Source organism: Archangium gephyra, assembly GCF_049060025.1.
GTDB classification, from domain to species: Bacteria; Myxococcota; Myxococcia; order Myxococcales; family Myxococcaceae; genus Archangium; species Archangium gephyra_A.
Window position 1 is genome coordinate 7362719 of sequence record NZ_JBMEQQ010000002.1, and the last position, 15496, is coordinate 7378214.

Annotated in this window: 21 protein-coding genes; 10 read left to right on the forward strand and 11 right to left on the reverse strand. The window is 69.1% G+C overall.

What is annotated here, in order from left to right; all coding sequences use genetic code 11:
- Positions 1–47: 47 nt before the first annotated feature.
- Positions 48–680 (forward strand): RNA polymerase sigma factor, encoded by a 633-nt coding sequence (locus ACN28I_RS32155; RefSeq protein ID WP_420945725.1) that lies wholly within the window; start codon positions 48–50, stop codon positions 678–680.
- Positions 681–828: 148 nt separating this feature from the next.
- Here ACN28I_RS32155 and ACN28I_RS32160 read toward each other — a convergent pair whose 3' ends face one another.
- Together ACN28I_RS32160 and ACN28I_RS32165 are read right to left on the reverse strand one after the other, a co-directional pair.
- A complete protein-coding gene (locus ACN28I_RS32160) occupies positions 829–1296 on the reverse strand; it encodes a hypothetical protein (protein ID WP_420945726.1) in 468 nt (155 codons plus the stop codon).
- Positions 1293–2666, reverse strand: a complete 1374-nt coding sequence (locus tag ACN28I_RS32165; RefSeq protein WP_420945727.1) for an AAA family ATPase — start codon at positions 2664–2666, stop codon at positions 1293–1295. Before ACN28I_RS32165 ends, ACN28I_RS32160 begins: the two co-directional genes overlap by 4 nt.
- 177 nt (positions 2667–2843) lie before the next feature.
- Here ACN28I_RS32165 and ACN28I_RS32170 point away from each other — a divergent pair, with 177 nt between their 5' ends.
- The 4 genes from ACN28I_RS32170 (at position 2844) to ACN28I_RS32185 (ending at position 5521) form a co-directional block, all read left to right on the forward strand.
- Entirely contained in the window at positions 2844–3989 is a 1146-nt protein-coding gene (locus ACN28I_RS32170; RefSeq protein ID WP_420945728.1) for an acyl-CoA dehydrogenase family protein, read from the forward strand.
- A gap of 47 nt (positions 3990–4036) precedes the next feature.
- On the forward strand, positions 4037–4501 hold the full coding sequence (locus ACN28I_RS32175) for a hypothetical protein (protein WP_420945729.1): 465 nt from the start codon (positions 4037–4039) through the stop codon (positions 4499–4501).
- 57 nt (positions 4502–4558) lie between these two features.
- Positions 4559–4948 (forward strand): response regulator, encoded by a 390-nt coding sequence (locus ACN28I_RS32180; RefSeq protein ID WP_420945730.1) that lies wholly within the window; start codon positions 4559–4561, stop codon positions 4946–4948.
- Positions 4949–5050: 102 nt separating this feature from the next.
- Positions 5051–5521, forward strand: a complete 471-nt coding sequence (locus tag ACN28I_RS32185; RefSeq protein ID WP_420945731.1) for a hypothetical protein — start codon at positions 5051–5053, stop codon at positions 5519–5521.
- 71 nt (positions 5522–5592) lie between these two features.
- On the opposite strand, the gene ACN28I_RS32190 is transcribed toward ACN28I_RS32185, so the two are convergent.
- The 4 genes from ACN28I_RS32190 to ACN28I_RS32205 all read right to left on the reverse strand — a co-directional run bounded on the left by ACN28I_RS32190 (position 5593) and on the right by ACN28I_RS32205 (position 7311).
- Entirely contained in the window at positions 5593–5961 is a 369-nt protein-coding gene (locus ACN28I_RS32190) for a hypothetical protein (RefSeq protein ID WP_420945732.1), read from the reverse strand.
- A 178-nt stretch (positions 5962–6139) separates the two neighbouring features.
- Positions 6140–6322, reverse strand: coding sequence for a hypothetical protein (locus ACN28I_RS32195; protein WP_420945733.1), 183 nt, complete (start codon positions 6320–6322; stop codon positions 6140–6142).
- A 90-nt stretch (positions 6323–6412) separates the two neighbouring features.
- A complete protein-coding gene (locus tag ACN28I_RS32200) occupies positions 6413–6616 on the reverse strand; it encodes a cold-shock protein (protein ID WP_420945734.1) in 204 nt (67 codons plus the stop codon).
- A 260-nt stretch (positions 6617–6876) separates the two neighbouring features.
- Positions 6877–7311, reverse strand: coding sequence for a DUF2809 domain-containing protein (locus ACN28I_RS32205; protein ID WP_420945735.1), 435 nt, complete (start codon positions 7309–7311; stop codon positions 6877–6879).
- Positions 7312–7423: 112 nt separating this feature from the next.
- Between ACN28I_RS32205 and ACN28I_RS32210 the strand changes: the two genes are divergently transcribed.
- From ACN28I_RS32210 to ACN28I_RS32220, 3 genes are read left to right on the forward strand one after another with little or no spacing between them, the layout of a single operon-like run.
- On the forward strand, positions 7424–8722 hold the full coding sequence (locus ACN28I_RS32210; RefSeq protein WP_420945736.1) for an ABC transporter substrate-binding protein: 1299 nt from the start codon (positions 7424–7426) through the stop codon (positions 8720–8722).
- Positions 8719–9603, forward strand: a complete 885-nt coding sequence (locus ACN28I_RS32215) for a carbohydrate ABC transporter permease (RefSeq protein ID WP_420945737.1) — start codon at positions 8719–8721, stop codon at positions 9601–9603. The genes ACN28I_RS32210 and ACN28I_RS32215 overlap by 4 nt, the downstream gene beginning before the upstream one ends.
- Positions 9603–10406 (forward strand): carbohydrate ABC transporter permease, encoded by an 804-nt coding sequence (locus ACN28I_RS32220; protein WP_420945738.1) that lies wholly within the window; start codon positions 9603–9605, stop codon positions 10404–10406. The genes ACN28I_RS32215 and ACN28I_RS32220 overlap by 1 nt, the downstream gene beginning before the upstream one ends.
- Before the next feature lie 13 nt (positions 10407–10419).
- On the opposite strand, the gene ACN28I_RS32225 is transcribed toward ACN28I_RS32220, so the two are convergent.
- Positions 10420–11313: a tetratricopeptide repeat protein gene (locus tag ACN28I_RS32225; protein ID WP_420945739.1), complete on the reverse strand. Its 894-nt coding sequence runs from the start codon at positions 11311–11313 to the stop codon at positions 10420–10422.
- 260 nt (positions 11314–11573) lie between these two features.
- Here ACN28I_RS32225 and ACN28I_RS32230 point away from each other — a divergent pair, with 260 nt between their 5' ends.
- Complete coding sequence (locus tag ACN28I_RS32230) at positions 11574–12266, forward strand: DUF4476 domain-containing protein (protein ID WP_420945740.1); 693 nt, start codon at positions 11574–11576, stop codon at positions 12264–12266.
- 7 nt (positions 12267–12273) lie between these two features.
- Here the strand turns inward: ACN28I_RS32230 and ACN28I_RS32235 are convergent, their stop codons facing one another.
- A complete protein-coding gene (locus ACN28I_RS32235) occupies positions 12274–12837 on the reverse strand; it encodes a hypothetical protein (RefSeq protein WP_420945741.1) in 564 nt (187 codons plus the stop codon).
- Here ACN28I_RS32235 and ACN28I_RS32240 point away from each other — a divergent pair.
- Positions 12830–13513, forward strand: a complete 684-nt coding sequence (locus tag ACN28I_RS32240; protein ID WP_420945742.1) for a hypothetical protein — start codon at positions 12830–12832, stop codon at positions 13511–13513. The genes ACN28I_RS32235 and ACN28I_RS32240 overlap by 8 nt on opposite strands.
- A 6-nt stretch (positions 13514–13519) precedes the next feature.
- Here the strand turns inward: ACN28I_RS32240 and ACN28I_RS32245 are convergent, their stop codons facing one another.
- The 3 genes from ACN28I_RS32245 to ACN28I_RS32255 all read right to left on the reverse strand — a co-directional run bounded on the left by ACN28I_RS32245 (position 13520) and on the right by ACN28I_RS32255 (position 15392).
- Entirely contained in the window at positions 13520–13855 is a 336-nt protein-coding gene (locus ACN28I_RS32245; RefSeq protein ID WP_420945743.1) for a TerB family tellurite resistance protein, read from the reverse strand.
- 100 nt (positions 13856–13955) lie between these two features.
- Positions 13956–14615, reverse strand: a complete 660-nt coding sequence (locus ACN28I_RS32250) for a hypothetical protein (protein ID WP_420945744.1) — start codon at positions 14613–14615, stop codon at positions 13956–13958.
- Positions 14616–14627: 12 nt separating this feature from the next.
- Positions 14628–15392 (reverse strand): endonuclease I family protein, encoded by a 765-nt coding sequence (locus tag ACN28I_RS32255; RefSeq protein ID WP_420945745.1) that lies wholly within the window; start codon positions 15390–15392, stop codon positions 14628–14630.
- Positions 15393–15496: the final 104 nt, after the last annotated feature.

Genomic DNA, 15496 nt, shown 5'->3' on the forward strand with positions numbered 1-15496 from the left:
GGGCGTGGGCAGTGATGGACAACGAGAGGCAGTGAGGGAGAGCCACCATGCAGTTGGAAGAGCGCGAGAAGCTGGAGCAGGACATCCAGACGTTGTGCAGGAAGGGCGACCTGGCCGCGGCCGTGGAGCGCGCGCTGGAGGGGTATGGACAGGAAATCATGCGGCTGATGGCCTCGGTGCTGCATGACTATGAACGGAGCCGGGATGCCTTCAGCCTCTTCAGCGAGAACCTCTTGCGAGGGCTTCCGGGCTTCCGGTGGGAGAGCTCCTTCCGGACGTGGGCGTACCGGTTGGCGCGGAACGCGTGCTACCAGGTGATGCACGCGCCGGCCGGGCGCGAGCAGCCGATGACCCGGTCGGATCTCCCGGAGGAGGCGCAGCGGCCGCGCTCGGAGACCCGGCCCTGGCAGCGCACCTCGGTGAAGGAGCGGTTCCGCGCGCTGCGCGAGAGCCTGGATCCCCAGGAGCGGATGTTGTTGCTGCTGCGGGTGGACCAGCGGCTGTCGTGGGAGGAGGTGGCGCGGGTGATGTCGGAAGGCGAGGAGACGCTCACGGACACGTCGCTCAAGCGCAAGGCGGCCGCGCTGCGCCAGCAGTTCCAGCGCATCAAGACGCACCTGCGCTCGCTGGCCCAGGAGGAGGGGCTCATCGCCGAGGAGGACTCCTCGACGCACGCGTAGGGCGAGGCCCTCGGTCGCGCTTGAGCAGCTTGAAGGCCACGTGGCGGCCCTGGGCCCCCTTCATGGCCAGGTGGAGCCACAGGGACGGCCAGGCGAGCTGCTGGGAGCTCCGCTGCTCGTCCGGGCCAGGCGCCAGCTCATGGGGTACTCAGAGGGACTCACGGAGGTCGTAGTTCTTGCCTGATGGGAGCGACTTGCGCACCAGCCGTGCTCCGGTCTTCTTCATGAACACCTCCAGGGCCTTCCGCGCCTCCTGCCCCGGTGTTCCCCCTCCCGTCACGGCCAGCGCCTCGAGCTCCGTGGATTGGCGGCACTCCGGGGGCAGCTTGCGGCGAACGGCGAGGAAGGTCTCGGCGAGCTGGGGGATGGCATCCTCGAAGCGGCCACCCTTCAGCTCGATGAAGAAGAGCTTCCGCTTCTGCGCGGTTTCGATGAGGAAGATGGCATCACAGGACTGGCCGTTGCCGAAATACGCGCGGAACTCCTGGCTGTCCGAGCGGAAGAAGAAGGCCCGCTCCCCCGTCTTCGGCGCGAAGCGGACACCCCGCCCACTCTCCGAGTGGCTCGTGCCCTTGCCCAGGAGCTGTTCCCACGGAGTCACATCGCACGGAGTCATTCGCGCTCTTTCGCCTCGAGGATGCGCCCGTAGAGGTTGCTCAGCTCGTCCGTGACCCGGCTGAACGTGCGCCAGTCGATGGCCTCCGTCTCCCGGTCCAGCACGTCCCGGACCTCCACCTTCCCGTCCACTGGAGCGAAGTGGTAGGCCGCCACCTTGTCCGCGGGCAGGAAGGCCTCTCGGCTTCCGAGCCGGAAATGCGGAGCCAGTTCGTCCTGGCGCTCGGGCGGAACCCGTGCCGCCGCCATCAGGTTGTTCAGGTGGTCCACGATGTACGGGCTGTGGGTCGTCATCACCACCCGGAGGCCCCGGTTGACGAGCATCGCCACCAGCTCCGTCAATGCGAGCTGGGCCTCCGGGTGCGCGTTCATCTCCAGTTCGTCGATGACGACGAAATCTCCCGGCATTGCCGTTTGCAGGTAGAGGTCCAATCCCGCCAACGCTCGCACCAGCGATGATGCGGCATGGATGGGGAGTTCGACCTGGGCGGACGGACTGAAGGAGAGATGTGCTCCCTCGACATCTCCTCCTTTGAAGCCGATCGCTCCCTTGACGACCTTCCGCTCCAGAAGGCCTGCGAGATCCCTGAGTGGGGATTCACCTTCCGGCTCGAATCCGCGCTCGGCAAGACGTCGGCGAGAACCGAGAAACTCCGCATAGTCGGCGACCGGGATGGTCACTACCTTCCCAAATTCATCTCTCAGAAGATCATGAGCTGATGCCAGCGTCTTCCTCTCCGCGGGAAGGACGAACACTTTCCCTGCGGATTGAGAGAACCAGGAGGTGAACGCAAAGGACAAGGCCTCCTCCCACCAAGAGGCATCGCGAAGGCGCTCTTTGGAATCGAAGTAAAACCTATGATCGTTCTCGGACGAGATGCGCACCCGCAGCATGACTCCCCCTCCTGCTGCTGTGACCTCTATCCTCGCTGGCTCTGTCTCGACGCGAAATTCAGCGCCGCCGAGTTCCAGTCTGCTTTCGACATCAGCAGGCAAGCCCTCGGGAAGCCTCAACAAATCGCGAAAGAAGAGGGCCTTGCCCACGAGAGCGTGTGTTGCGGAGCCTCCTGCGAAGTATTTCGAGAAATCGCGTTCCAGCGAGAGGCTTTGGCTTCCCTCCTGCGCCAGAGTCGATGCGATGGCCGCATTGTCCGCTTGGATCTGCTCCCGAGTGGAACGCTCCACATCATCGAGTGCATGCTCCACCGGAAGTGGAGAGGCGCCGCTCCGCACCATGCTCCGCATCAGGCCATAGAGCGAGTAGGCCACCCAGGTCTTGTTGGTCCCGTTCTCCCCGATGAGGACCGTCAGCGGGCGGATGTCCAACTCCGCATGGTCGATGAGACCCAATTTCCGGACCAGCAGCTTCAAGGCAGCACCTTCTTCATCTCGTCACTCGTGGCCCAGCTTCTTCGCACCCGCACCGGCATGTCTCCGTGGACTATAGAGCCCGCCCCGTGGACGGTGAGTTGATTTCCGTGTCAATCCCGGGAGACCATCCACCTCCCAGCGCGGGCACGAGGCCCGCGGCGCACGGAGGCCACCCAGGTGCAGAGGAAGCTCTTCCGCGAGGACCATGAGCAGTTCCGCCAGTCGTTCCGCCAGTTCCTCGAGCGCGAGGTGAAGCCGCACCAGGAGCGGTGGAACGAGGCGGGCATCGTCGACCGGGAGGTGTGGCGCAAGGCGGGCGAGGCGGGCTTCCTCTGCCCGTGGCTGGAGCCGGAGTACGGCGGCGCGGGCGGCGACTTCCTGCACTCGGTGGTGGTGATGGAGGAGCTGGCGCGCATCTACGAGTCCGGCCTCGCCATGGCGCTGCACTCGGACGTGGTGGTGCCCTACATCCACGAGTTCGGCAATGACGCGCAGAAGAAGCGCTGGCTGCCGAAGCTGGCCTCGGGCGAGGCGGTGGCGGCGGTGGCCATGACGGAGCCGGGCACGGGCTCGGACCTGGCGGCCCTGAGCACCACGGCGGTGCGCGACGGCGACTTCTACGTCCTCAACGGCGCCAAGACGTTCATCTCCAATGGCATCCTCTGCGACGTGTGCGTGGTGGCCGCCAAGACGGACCCGGACCCGAAGAACGCGCACCAGGGCATCTCCCTCTTCGTGGTGGAGGCGGGGACGCCCGGCTTCTCCAAGGGCAAGCGGCTCAAGAAGATGGGCATGGCGGCGCAGGACACCTCGGAGCTCGTCTTCGAGGACTGCCGGGTGCCGGCCGCCCACCGCCTGGGCGAGGAGGGCGAGGGCTTCATGCAGTTGATGAAGAAGCTGCAGCAGGAGCGGCTGGTGGTGGCGGCCATGGCGCAGTCCTCGGCCGAGCAGGTGCTGGAGGACACGCTGGCCTACGTGCAGGAGCGCAAGGCGTTCGGCAAGCCCATCGGCAAGTTCCAGAACACCCAGTTCAAGCTGGCGGAGTGCGCGACGCAGGTCGAAGTGGGCCGCGCCTTCATGGACCGGCTGCTCGCCGAGCACGTGGCGGGCGAGTACCTGGTGAAGGAGTGCTCCATGGCCAAGCTCTGGCAGACGGAGATGCTCGGCAAGGTCGTGGACGAGTGCCTGCAGTTCTTCGGCGGCTACGGCTACATGCTGGAGTACCCCATCAGCCGCGCCTTCATGGATGCCCGCGTGCAACGCATCTACGCGGGCACCAATGAGATCATGAAGGTCATCATCGCCAAACAGTTGGGGCTGTAAGCACTCCCGCGAACGTTGAGCGCCGCACAGCCGGGTGGGAAGGCCTCGTGATTCGGGGCCCGGTCCGTTATCTGGGCCGGGCCATGTCCGAGCCGCGCGAGTGGAAGGTTGGAAGCACCACGGTCCGTTTCGAGCCGCCCGAGCTCGTCTGGGTCCACACCCGGGGCCGGGCCACCCTGGAAGACGCCATCCAGTTGGCGGAGGTCTACCGGGAGCTGGGCCAGCAACGGCCCATCCTCATCGTGGGAGACTTGAGCGAGGCCACCACCCTGGACATGGAGGGTGGGCGCTACCTGAGCGAGCACATCCAGCCGGAGTGGATTCTCGGCACCATCTACATTGGCGCGCGGCTGCTGCACCGGGCCGTCTCGAAGGGGATTGCCCTCGCGGCGCACCTGGCCGGACGTGCGGAAGCGAGCGCGCTCACCAAGGTCCAGTTCGTCGCCTCGGAAGCCCAGGCGCGCGAGCTCGTGGCCCGGATGCGCGCGGAGCGGTTCGCCAAGGTGGCCTGAGCGGGCCCCTTCCGGCGGCGAATGGCTCCACCTAGCTTGAGGGAGGAGGTGAGCGGAATGACCGGAGCACACATCCTCGTCGTGGACGATGACCCGGACATGCAGGACGTGATGGCCATGACCCTGGAGGCCGGGGACTACCGGGTGTGCAGGGCCTCGAATGGCCAGGAAGCCCTGGAGCGGGTGGAGCAGTGCGTGCCGGAGCTCATCCTGCTCGACATGCGGATGCCGGTGATGGACGGCTGGGCCTTCTCGGCCGAGCTGCGCCGGCGCTACGGCCACGAGGTGCCCATCGTGGTGTGCACGGCGGCCGAGGACGCGCAGCGGCGTGCCCGCGAGGTCGGCGCCGTGGGCTGCTTGAGCAAGCCCTTCGAGTTGGACGAGCTGCTCCGCCTCGTGGCGTCCGTCCTGCCCCGGCAATGGGAGCGGGCGGGCCAGCACCCCTGAGGGCGGACGGCCTGGCGGGCGCAGCCCTGTCTCCTGCAGCGCCGCCCGGGACGCCAAAGCCTTGCGGGAAGCCAGACACGGCTCCCAACAAGGAGACCAGGAATGAAGAGGGACGGATTCAAGCGTGGGGTGGTGCTCGGCCTGACTGCTTCGGCCCTGCTCGTGGCGGGAGGCTGCCGCGACCAGGCGGGCCGGCAACAGGGGACGCAGGACCTCCAGGGCCCGCAGCAGCAGCAGCAGGCGCCGGGCACGGGCGGCGCGGGCCAGCAGGAGGACACCGGGCCGGGCCAGGAGCCCCGGGATTTGAACCAACTGCCCGATGAGGAAGGCTTCCAGAACGTGCCGGCGGAGCAGGAGGCCCCGAGTGGCATCGGCCTGGATGGTCGGGGCGGCCAGGGTGGCTCCGGCCTGGACACGACCCAGGAGGGGCGTCAGCCCGAGGACCTGAATCAACTGCCGGACGAAGAGGGCTTCCAGAGCGTGCCGGAGGAGCAGGAGGGCGCGAGCGGCATCAAGCTGGACGGCCGGGGCGGCGCGGGTGAGGAGCAGCGGGCGCCGGACACCGCGCGGTAGGCACACGCCGCACCGGAAGAGTGGGGGCGCTCCGCGGAAGGACCCGCGCGGGGCGCCTCCCTGTCGTTGCTCTACTGTTGTTCCGGCAGGTGGAGCGAGTGCAGCTCGGAGGGCCAGTCCTCCTCCCGCGAGGGCTTCGCCGGAGGCTCCGCGCGCCGGGGCTCGGGGAAGTCCTCCTCCAGGATTTCCCGCAGCAGCTCATCGGTGGCCTCCCGGGCCTCCTGGAGCGTCTCGGGACGGGCCTCGGAGGTGCGGGCCTGGTCCTCGCCGGGGAGCGGGATGACGGGGACTGGCGAGGACTCCAGGGTCCGGGGAACGCGCGGCGCCGCGGGCTCCCTCAGCGTGGCGGGCTTGTCGAAGACGTGTTTCGCCGGCTCCTGCCGCGCATGGGACTCCTGCTCCTGGATGCCGCCTTCCCGGCGATCGTCACCCTCTGCCATGCGCTCCTCCTCGCGGTGCCGGGGCGCTCGCGCCTCCGTCTGTCCTCTCGCGGAAGGTATGCATCGCGCCGGTGCCTGACGGCGGGGCCCGGAAACACGAAGGGCCCGGAATCCGCTGGGAACCCGAGCCCTGGCCGCCGGAAGGGCGCCTGGCTGCCTGCTTCATGGGGGCTGTGCTTCACATCTCGAGGGGCGGCTGGGGGCCGGGGATGATGCCGGCGATGTCCGGGTCTTCCTCGCCCGGCTGCCGGGGGGGGCGTCCATCCTTCTCGCGCTGGCGCTCGGCCTTCTTGGCGTCCTTCTCCCGCTGTTTCTGCTGGCGGGCCATCTCCTTCTGCCGCTTCGTGGACCTCCCCTGCATGGATGCTCCTGGGAAAGAGTAAAAAAGAAGCCCAGCCTCGCGGGAGGCCGGGCCTCGTAGACGTAAAGGTAAGTAGCCGCGCTCGAGCGATCAGATCGGACGAACGTTCTCGGCCTGCAGGCCCTTGGGGCCCTTCTTGACGTCGAACTCCACCTTCTGGCCCTCGGCCAGGGTCCGGAATCCATCAGCCACGATCGCGGTGTGGTGGCAGAACACGTCCGGGCCCCCGTTGTCCTGGGTGATGAATCCGAAGCCCTTCGCGTCGTTGAACCACTTCACAGTGCCACTTGCCATTTCGTTGATTCTTTCTCCTACACAGCCCGGCGACCATCGCCGAACCGCGCGCTCACTGGAGCGCATACCGGGCGTACACCTGGTTGCTCGGGAAGTCGAGCCGGTAACCTCTCCGGGTTTCGTTTTCACGACGCCGGGCGCACATGCGCGATCCACCAGATAACACTCACCGGCGCGCGGCCTGTTCCGGAATGGCGCCCGGCCGGAGCATTGCCGTGGGGCGGTGACGAGGCCCGTGCCAGCCAGGGAATAGGGGCTGCTCAAGGGTGGGCGCCCGGCTCCGCCGGACGGTGCACGGCGCGGCGCCGGGAGCGCAGCAGTTCCAGGCCCGCGGCGAGCCCCGCGCCCCCGGCGTAGCAGAACAGGTCGGACACGAGGAAACCCCGGCCGAGGACGAGGGCGCCCAGGCGGTGGGCCCGCAGTGCGTCCAGCCAGGGCGTGTGGACGAGCTGGCTGAGCTCGACGAGCACGGAGATGCCGAGGGCCCCGGCCGCCGCGAGCCGGAGGGAGAGGCGCGGCAGGACGAAGACGAGGCACAGGTAGACCATGACGGTCCACAGCGCGTCGCCCGCGTAGTCGGTGACGAAGCGTGGCAGGTAGAGCCTCGCCGCCGCCGAGCGCGAGCCCAGGCCCAGGGCGACGGTGAGCACCATCAGGGGCAGCAGCAGTGCGCGGGAGCGGGGGCCGGGACTCATGCCGGAGCAGTGTACGCGACGGGCTCCCATCCGGAGACCGGGTGACAATTCGAGCATGCGCGGTGCGAACGTGCTTGCCCCTGGCGCTGGGAGATGGGGACATCGGGCCCCTATGCGCCGCCCGCTCATCTCCGTGCTCGTGCTGGGGCTCGTCCTCTGGGCCCTTCCGGGTTGCCGCCGCGACAAGGACAAACCCGCCGCCGCCGGGGGAAAGATACCGCTCGTCTTCAAGTACCAGCCACTGGGAGATCCGGTGGCCTTCCGCGAGCTGCTCGCGGACTTCGAGCGGAAGAACCCGGATGTCGCGCTGACCACCGAGGCGTTGCCGAACTCCTCGGACGTGGCGCACCAGTTCTTCCTCACCTCGCTGGAGGGCGGGGCGGACGACTTCGACGTGCTGGTGGTGGACGTCGTCTGGGTGCCCGAGTTCGCCCGGGCCGGGTGGATCGCCGACATCTCCGGCACCTTCCCGCCCGAGGTCCTGCGCCGCGACTTCCTCTCCGGCCCGGTGGAGGCGGTGGTGGTGGACGGGAAGACGTACGCGGTGCCGTGGTACGTGGACGTGGGGGTGCTCTTCTACCGCACGGACCTGGTGCCCCGGGCGCCGCGCACCTACGCGGAGCTGCAGCGGTTCGCGCGCGAGGCGAAGGAGAAGGACCCGCGGCTGCAGGGCTACGTGTGGCAGGGCCGGCAGTACGAGGGGCTCAACTGCAATGCCTTCGAGGCCATCTGGGGCCACGGGGGCCAGGTGCTGGACGAGCAGGGGCGGCTGAAGCTGGACTCGCCGGAGGCACGCGCGGGGCTCGAGTACCTGCGGGGGCTCATCACGAGCGGCATCTCCCCGCCGGGCGTCACCTCGGCGGCCGAGGAGGAGGCGCGGCGCGTCTTCCAGTCCGGCCAGGCCGTCTTCATGCGCAACTGGCCCTATGCTTGGGAGGAGGCGCAGAAGCCGGACTCGCCCATCAAGGGCAAGGTGGGCATCACCTCGCTGCCCACGCTGAGCGGTGAGCCCGGCTGGGGAACGCTGGGCGGATGGCAGCTCGCGGTGAACGCGCACGTATCCGAGGCGCGCAAGGGCGCGGCCCAGCGCCTCATCCAGCACCTCACCTCCGAGGAGGCCAACGTGATGATGGCGTTGAGCTACGGCCGCAACCCGCCGAGGCCCAAGGTGTACAAGGACCCGAGGCTGGTGGAGCAGGTGCCCTTCATCGCGAGCCTGCTGGACATGGTGCGGAACGCGCGCCCGAGGCCGGTGACGCCGTACTACAACCTGCTCTCGGACGTGCTGCAGAGCGAGTTCTCCGCGGCCATCGCCGGCATCCGGACGCCGGAGACGGCGCTGAAGCAGGCGCAGCGGCAGGTGGACCATCTCACCGGGCAGTTCGAGCCCTCGCAGGAGAAGGCGCGATGAATGGCACGGTGAAGGCGACGGGCTCGATGGGCCGCGAGCGGCGGCAGGCGTACATGCTGGTGGCGCCGGCGGTGGCGGTGCTGGTGGGCGTGGCGCTCTACCCGATTCTCGCGGCGATCTGGCTGAGCCTGCACCGGTTCATCCTCGTCTTCGGCGAGCGCAAGTGGCTGGGGCTGGAGAACTACGGCTTCATGCTGGGCGACGCGCGCTTCTGGAACGCGCTGGGGAACACGGGGTATTTCACGCTGGTGGCGGTGTCGGTGGAGCTGCTGCTGGCGGTGCCGCTGGCCCTGCTGCTCAACACCGCCTTCCCGGGACGGGGCCTGCTGCGCGCCTCGGTGCTGGTGCCCTGGGCCATCCCCACGGTGGTGAGCGCGAAGCTGTGGGCATGGCTCTTCAACCCGGACTACGGCCTCATCAACCGGCTGCTGCCGGGGCAGGACATCAACTGGCTGGGCGTGCCGGGGTACGCGCTGCACGCGGCCATCCTCGTGGACGTGTGGAAGACGACGCCCTTCATGGCGTTGCTCATCCTCGCGGGCCTGCAGGGCATCTCCGAGGACATCTACAAGGCGGCGCGCGTGGACGGTGCGTCGCGCTGGCGCTCGTTCGTGTCGATCACCCTGCCGCTGCTCAAGCCCGCCATCCTGCTGGCCCTGCTGTTCCGCACGCTGGATGCCTTCCGCGTCTTCGACGCCATCTTCGTGCTGACGGAGGGCGGCCCGGCCAACACCACGGAGACGCTGAGCATCTACGCCTACAAGACGCTGATGCGGGCGGGCAACTTCGGGTACGGCTCCATGCTGTCGGTGATGACCTTCCTGTGCGTGGTGGGGTTGAGCCTCGTCTACATCCGCCTGCTCGGAAAGGAGGCGCGGTGATGAATCGGCCAGGACTGTGGTTGGCGACGGTGGCCTTCCTCACCTTCTTCCTCGGGCCCTTCTTCTGGCAGGTGCTCACGTCGCTGTGGCCGGACGGACAGCTCACCCAGCCGCTGCCCACCTCGCTCACCTTCGACAACTACGTGAGCGTGCTGTGGGGCCGGCCCTTCCTCCAGGTGCTGGTGAACTCGCTGCTGGCCGCCTCCCTCACCACGCTCTTCTGCATGGCGGTGGGCGCGTCGGCGGCGTTCGCCCTGGCGAAGCTGGAGTTCCGCGGGCGCAACCTGCTGCTGGCCGCGGCGCTCGCCGTGTCCATGTTCCCGCCCATCGCCACGGTGAGCCCGCTCTACCTCATCCTGCGCGCCACGGGCCTGCGTGACACGCTGGTGGGCCTGGTGCCGCCCTACGCCACCTTCGCGCTGCCGCTCACGCTCTGGATTCTCACGTCCTTCTTCCGGCAGCTCCCGGACGAGCTGTACCGCGCCGCCCGGGTGGACGGGTGCACGCCGCTCGGTGCCTTCTGGCGGGTGCTGCTGCCGCTGGCCGCTCCGGGCCTCGCCACCACCGCCATCCTCGTCTTCATCTTCGCGTGGAACGAGTTCCTCTACGCGCTCACCTTCCTGTCCTCCCCCGAGAAGCGCACGGTGCCCGTGGCCATCAGCCTCTTCGCCAGCGAGCACAAGGAGCCGTGGGGGGAGATCGCCGCCGCGTCCGTCATCGCCACGCTTCCCCTCGTGGTGATGACCGTCCTCTTCCAGCGGCGCATCGTCAGCGGGCTCACCGCCGGTGCCGTGAAGGAGTAGGGCGCCTCCCGGTTCACGCGCGGGCCGCCGCGGCCGGAGCGTCCTCTCCCCGGAGGAAGGCGGCGAGCTCGGGCCACTCGCACGCGAGGTACTCGTACTCCGAGGCCCGCGCGGGCCGATGCGGCAGCACGCACCCCGGCTTGAGCGGCACCAGTTGCCCGCCCAGCCGGCTGCGCGCGAAGGCGTGGATGACCGCCACCGCTCCCACATCCATTTCGGGTACGTCCTCGCGCGCGGTGCGCTGGATGCGCTTCACCGCCTCCACGTGCCTGCCCTCGCGGCAGAGCATCACCGCCTGCGCCAGCAGCGCGTGGTCCGTCTCGTCGAACATGGGGCGGCGGATGCGCTCCACCCACTCCCTGGCATCGTCCAGCTCTCCGTAGAGGGCCAGGATGGTGGCCATCAGCGCCGGGGCCTGGGCATCGCGGACGCTGGAGGTCCTCCTTCCCCGGCTGTGGGCGGTCTCCTCGCCCAGTGACAGGGCCCGCTCGTAGTCTCCCTTGCGGAGCCACGCGAGGGTGAGCCCATGAAGGCTCTGGGCCCGCTGGTCATCGCTTCCGCCGTAGCTCGACACCCGCAGGGCGTGGATGGCCGCCTCGGGCCTGCCCGCCAGGAGCAGCTCCCAGCCCCGCCGGAGCAGGCGTTTCACCTGCCAGTGCCGCCAGTGGTCGAGGGCCAGGCCCGCGCAGAAGACACCCGCGAGGACGATGGGCAAGGGAAGGCGGGCCACCACCAGGTCCACCTCCGGCCAGGCGGCAGGTGTTTTCGTGGTGAGCAGCATGGCGACGCCTCCGAAGCCGGCGAGCATCATCACGCTCGAGAGGAGCTTCAGCGCTCCCAACCGGGCCTTGAGGGAGACGTCATTCGCGAACGGAGGACGGAGTGCGGGGGTGGTGAGTGTCATCATGCCCAGGCCCTCTGCAAGGCCCCGGCCCGGGGAGGACCCACGTCTTTTCCGGCCTCTGGCCCGTCCGCGCGTCCAGGCGCGGGATGCCCCGTCCGCGGGGGACGACGGCCGGGTCGTTGCTGGACGAAGGAGTCCTCCCCGAGGGCGGGGCTTCGAGGGGGGGGCCTGGGCGGGGAGGGGCGAATCCGTTTGAATGCGGACGCCTGCGGCCCGTCAGAGTAGGCAGATGCAGCAAGGACACACCCCAGAAGGATGACCCCATGAAGGCCCTCTTCGTCGCCATCACGCTCCTGACCGCTGTTGCCGCCTCCGCCCAGACCGCCCCCTCCTTCGCGCCGCCTCCGGGCCAGGCCAACGGCAACGCGCCTCCGAGCGCGTCCAACGAGTTCCGGGGCAGTGACGACAACGAGTTCCGCCGCGGCCGCCGCGGCACCATGGTGATGGTCGAGCGCGAGGACCTGGAGCAGCGCCTCGCCGACCTGGAGGAGCTGCTGGGCCAGGCCTTCGAGAGCAGCAAGCGCGGCAACAGCGGCAAGGCCAAGATTCGCGCCGCCTACGAGGAGCTGAAGGACATCCGCGAGCTGATCGCCGAGGCCCCCGAGGTGCGTGGCCAGGGCCGTCCTGGCAACCACAACCCGGGTCCGATTCCGCCCCCGCCTCCCGCCTACCAGCCCATCGCCGAGGGCAAGCTGCAGATGATCATGAAGGCCATGACCCGTGAGCCCTTCGCCGAGGACAAGATGAACGTCCTGCAGGATGCCGTCGGCGCCAACTACTTCCTCGTGGGCCAGGTGCAGCAGGTGCTCAACCAGTTCCAGTTCTCCCAGGACCGGTTGAAGGCGGTGAGCGTGCTGTGGTCGCGCGTCCTCGACCGGGACAACGGCTTCCAGCTCTACAACTCCTTCCAGTTCTCCAACGACAAGGCCGAGCTGAAGCGCATCCTCTCCAAGTGAGGTCGGGTCAGTAGGGCCTCCCAGGGGCCAGGCTCGCGGGGCACGACGGTGCCAGCGGGTCTGGCCCGTTGTGTTTGAATGGCCCTCGATGCGCCCACGCACCCGCAGAGCGACGCTCCTGGCCCTCCTCGGAGGACTGCTGCTCGTGGTGCTGCTCGCCACCCCATATTACCTTCGGGGCCTCTCCCTGGTGGCCCGCGCCGCTGGCTTCCAGGATGGTCTGGCCGGGCACGTCTCCCGCTGGGGCACTGGCCCCGTCTCCGAGCAGGACGTGCGGATTCCCTCCCGCCACGGCCCCCTGCGCGCCCGCCTCTTCCGGCCCGAGCACCCCCGGGGCCGCACGGTGCTCCTCACCCCGGGCGTGCACGCCGACGGCATCGACGAGCCCCGGTTGGTGAAGCTCGCCAGGGATCTCTCCGCCGGAGGGCTCACCGTCCTCACCCCCGAGCTGCCCGACCTCCTGCGCTACCAGATCTCCCCCCGCGAGCCGGACATGCTCGAGGACGCCGCGCTCTGGGCCTCCGCCCGGCCGGAGGCTCGCGCCCGATGGCCGGGTGGGCTTCATGGGCATCAGCTTCTCCGGCGGGCTCTCCCTCGTCGCCGCGGGGCGGCCCTCGCTCGCCGGTCGGATTGCCTTCGCTTTCTCCCTGGGCGGGCATGGCGACCTCTCGCGCGTGCTCGCCTTCCTGTGCACCGGCATCGAGCCCGGTGGCCAGCACCGCAGGCCCCATGACTACGGCGTGGCCATCATCCTGCTCAACGTGGCCGGGCGGGTGGTTCCCCCCGAGCAGGTGGAGCCGCTGCGCGCGGGCATCCTCACCTTCCTGCGCGCCTCGCACCTCACCTCGAGGGACATGCGGAAGGCCGAGGAGGTCTTCGCCGAGGCCCGGCGGATGCAGTCAGACATGCCCGAGCCCGCCGCTACCTTCATGAAGTACGTGAACGAGCGGGACGTCGCCACGCTCGGGCCGCTGCTGCTGCCGCATGCGAAGCAGTTCGCCAGCGACCCGGCGCTCTCCCCCGAGCTCTCGCCCGTCTCGCCCGCGCCCGTCTACCTGCTGCACGGCACGGAGGACTCCGTCATTCCCTCCATCGAGTCCGTGCTCCTCGCGCGCTGGCTGGAGCCCCGGACCGAGGTGCGGCTGTTGCTCTCGCCCCTCATCTCCCACGCCGAGCTGGATGGGCTGAAGGACCTGGACGACGTCGGGCGGCTCGTCGCCTTCTGGGCGCGGCTGCTCGACGCGTAGGGCGGGTCAGGCCGGGTCCAGGCCCAGCAGCTCGCGAATCTGGTTCAGCATTTCTTCCTCGGACAGGTGCACATCGGCGTCGCTCGCGATCAGCGTGCGCGCCGTCGCCAGCACCTCGTCCGGACGCTGGCGCAACAGGCCCAGGTTCGGCGCCGGCAGGGGCTCGCCCGTCTCCAGGCACCGCTCCAGCCGCTGCAGCTCCGCCAGCGGTACCTTCCACCGCTGCGCCGCCCCAATGAGCGCCCGCGCCTCGCTCGGCTTGAGCTCGTCGTCACTCCAGGCCACGTGCAGCAACAGCTTGAGCAGCTCAATGTAGAAGCGGTCGTCGGTCGGTGTCGTCATCCCGGTGTCGTCTCCACCCCCGAGCGTCGCCCGTTCCCGCGTCCTCGTCCACGAACAAGACGTTCGCTCCGAGGCAGGGCGGGCAGGGGAGCTGCGCCGTCTACGCGCCCTGCCAGGTGAAGCGGAACGGGGTGCCGCATCCGCCGCTCCGGCACCGGAAGAGGTAGCCCCGGCCGTTGTCCCCGAAGGCCAGTCCGAAGGGCATCGCCGCCAGTTGGGCCACGAAGCGCATGGGCTCGCCGCAGCACTCCGGCGTCGCATCCCCATTCACCCAGCCGGCGACTCCGCCCACCTTGCTCTCGGGTGCCTCCTCCAGCGCCCGGTCCAAGGCGGCGAGCTGCTCGTCCGTGGCTTCGTTGATGTCCACCGAGAGCGCCTCGGTGTCCTCCTCCGCCGGGGCGAGGCCCAGGTTCCAATCGGCGTAGGGCAGGCCCGTGGGCCGCGTTCCCTCCTCCGCGCTCGTGCCCGGCTCCACCGCGACGACCGCGTTGGCTCCGGAGTGCGGGTCCCACCGCTCACAGGCGGTGTCCGGGTTCTCGCACTGGAAGACGTACACCGCGGCGTAGGGCGCCAGGTCCAACTTCCCGGGCACGTGCGGCAGTTGGAAGAGGAAGCGCATCGGCGCGCCGCACGCGGTACATGCCGGCCAACGCAGGGGCCCCACGGGCTCCGGTGCGCCGCCCACCTTCGCGAGCGGCACCTCCGCGCCTCGTTTCGAGCCTCCGGGCACCAGCGCCCACAGCGGGGAGAGTCCGGTCATGGCCTGCGCAGCCTAGAAGTCCGCGATGCGCTGCGCCAGCGAGGCGTCGTCCACGAAGGGGTTGCGGTTGCCCTGGTACTTCTCGATGGCCCCGTTGCGCGTCAGCTCCGCGGCGTCCACCTGGTCCTGCACGTTCCACTTCTTCAGCACCGCCTCCTCGGCCGCCGGAATCTGCTTGCCGTACACCGTGGAGAAGTAGAACAGCGCCCGCGCCACGTTGCCCTTGTGCTCCGCGGGCGGCTCGAACACCGTGCGCCCCTCGGCGTCCGTGCCCAGCTTCGCCCCGCTCGGGCTGCTCCACTTCACCTTCTGCACCTCGCCGAACGGGTAGCTGCTCCGCTGGCTGTTCGCCTTGCTGTCCGTGGGGAACAGGTGGTGCAAGTCGCTCTTCGCCGCCCCCTTCGCCCCCTTCGACTGCGGCCAGGTGTGCTCCACGTTCATGTCGGAGCTGTTGGGAATCTTGTTCGTGCGCAGCTCGCGGCCCGTGTACACGCACTTCACCTTCCCCTCGTGGTTGTCCAACGCGGTGAAGATGACCTTGCGGGCCTGGCTGTAGCCGATGTCCTTGTGCTTCGCGACCGCGTCATGCAGCGCCTGGATGAGCGCCTTGTCCTTCAGCCCCTCGAAGCGCGGCGGCTTGCCCGAGCCCGGGGCCTCGAACACGTCTCCTCCCCCCTGCGGACGCGGCGCCGGGCTCGCCCCACGGCGGGGCTCGGCGGGCGCGGCCGGGACGAAGGGCAGGGGGCGGACGGTGGCGGCATTCGAACGGACGAGCATGGGTCGGTCCCGATAAAAGGCCTACATTGGCCCAGGTACGCCCATATTGTCGTCAATGTACGCCAGGAGTTGCGTGCGGGGGGACGGCGGGCTGCTAACGTCCG

Excerpts from the sequence above, each read along its gene's own strand:
- ACN28I_RS32155 (WP_420945725.1), top strand. The coding sequence starts at position 48 with ATGCAGTTGGAAGAGCGCGAGAAGCTGGAGCAGGACATCCAGACGTTG.
- ACN28I_RS32160 (WP_420945726.1), bottom strand. The coding sequence starts at position 1,296 with ATGACTCCGTGCGATGTGACTCCGTGGGAACAGCTCCTGGGCAAGGGC.
- ACN28I_RS32180 (WP_420945730.1), top strand. The coding sequence starts at position 4,559 with ATGACCGGAGCACACATCCTCGTCGTGGACGATGACCCGGACATGCAG.
- ACN28I_RS32185 (WP_420945731.1), top strand. The coding sequence starts at position 5,051 with ATGAAGAGGGACGGATTCAAGCGTGGGGTGGTGCTCGGCCTGACTGCT.
- ACN28I_RS32190 (WP_420945732.1), bottom strand. The coding sequence starts at position 5,961 with ATGGCAGAGGGTGACGATCGCCGGGAAGGCGGCATCCAGGAGCAGGAG.
- ACN28I_RS32195 (WP_420945733.1), bottom strand. The coding sequence starts at position 6,322 with ATGCAGGGGAGGTCCACGAAGCGGCAGAAGGAGATGGCCCGCCAGCAG.
- ACN28I_RS32200 (WP_420945734.1), bottom strand. The coding sequence starts at position 6,616 with ATGGCAAGTGGCACTGTGAAGTGGTTCAACGACGCGAAGGGCTTCGGA.
- ACN28I_RS32205 (WP_420945735.1), bottom strand. The coding sequence starts at position 7,311 with ATGAGTCCCGGCCCCCGCTCCCGCGCACTGCTGCTGCCCCTGATGGTG.
- ACN28I_RS32210 (WP_420945736.1), top strand. The coding sequence starts at position 7,424 with ATGCGCCGCCCGCTCATCTCCGTGCTCGTGCTGGGGCTCGTCCTCTGG.
- ACN28I_RS32215 (WP_420945737.1), top strand. The coding sequence starts at position 8,719 with ATGAATGGCACGGTGAAGGCGACGGGCTCGATGGGCCGCGAGCGGCGG.
- ACN28I_RS32220 (WP_420945738.1), top strand. The coding sequence starts at position 9,603 with ATGAATCGGCCAGGACTGTGGTTGGCGACGGTGGCCTTCCTCACCTTC.
- ACN28I_RS32225 (WP_420945739.1), bottom strand. The coding sequence starts at position 11,313 with ATGATGACACTCACCACCCCCGCACTCCGTCCTCCGTTCGCGAATGAC.
- ACN28I_RS32230 (WP_420945740.1), top strand. The coding sequence starts at position 11,574 with ATGAAGGCCCTCTTCGTCGCCATCACGCTCCTGACCGCTGTTGCCGCC.
- ACN28I_RS32240 (WP_420945742.1), top strand. The coding sequence starts at position 12,830 with ATGGGCATCAGCTTCTCCGGCGGGCTCTCCCTCGTCGCCGCGGGGCGG.
- ACN28I_RS32235 (WP_420945741.1), bottom strand. The coding sequence starts at position 12,837 with ATGCCCATGAAGCCCACCCGGCCATCGGGCGCGAGCCTCCGGCCGGGC.
- ACN28I_RS32245 (WP_420945743.1), bottom strand. The coding sequence starts at position 13,855 with ATGACGACACCGACCGACGACCGCTTCTACATTGAGCTGCTCAAGCTG.
- ACN28I_RS32250 (WP_420945744.1), bottom strand. The coding sequence starts at position 14,615 with ATGACCGGACTCTCCCCGCTGTGGGCGCTGGTGCCCGGAGGCTCGAAA.
- ACN28I_RS32255 (WP_420945745.1), bottom strand. The coding sequence starts at position 15,392 with ATGCTCGTCCGTTCGAATGCCGCCACCGTCCGCCCCCTGCCCTTCGTC.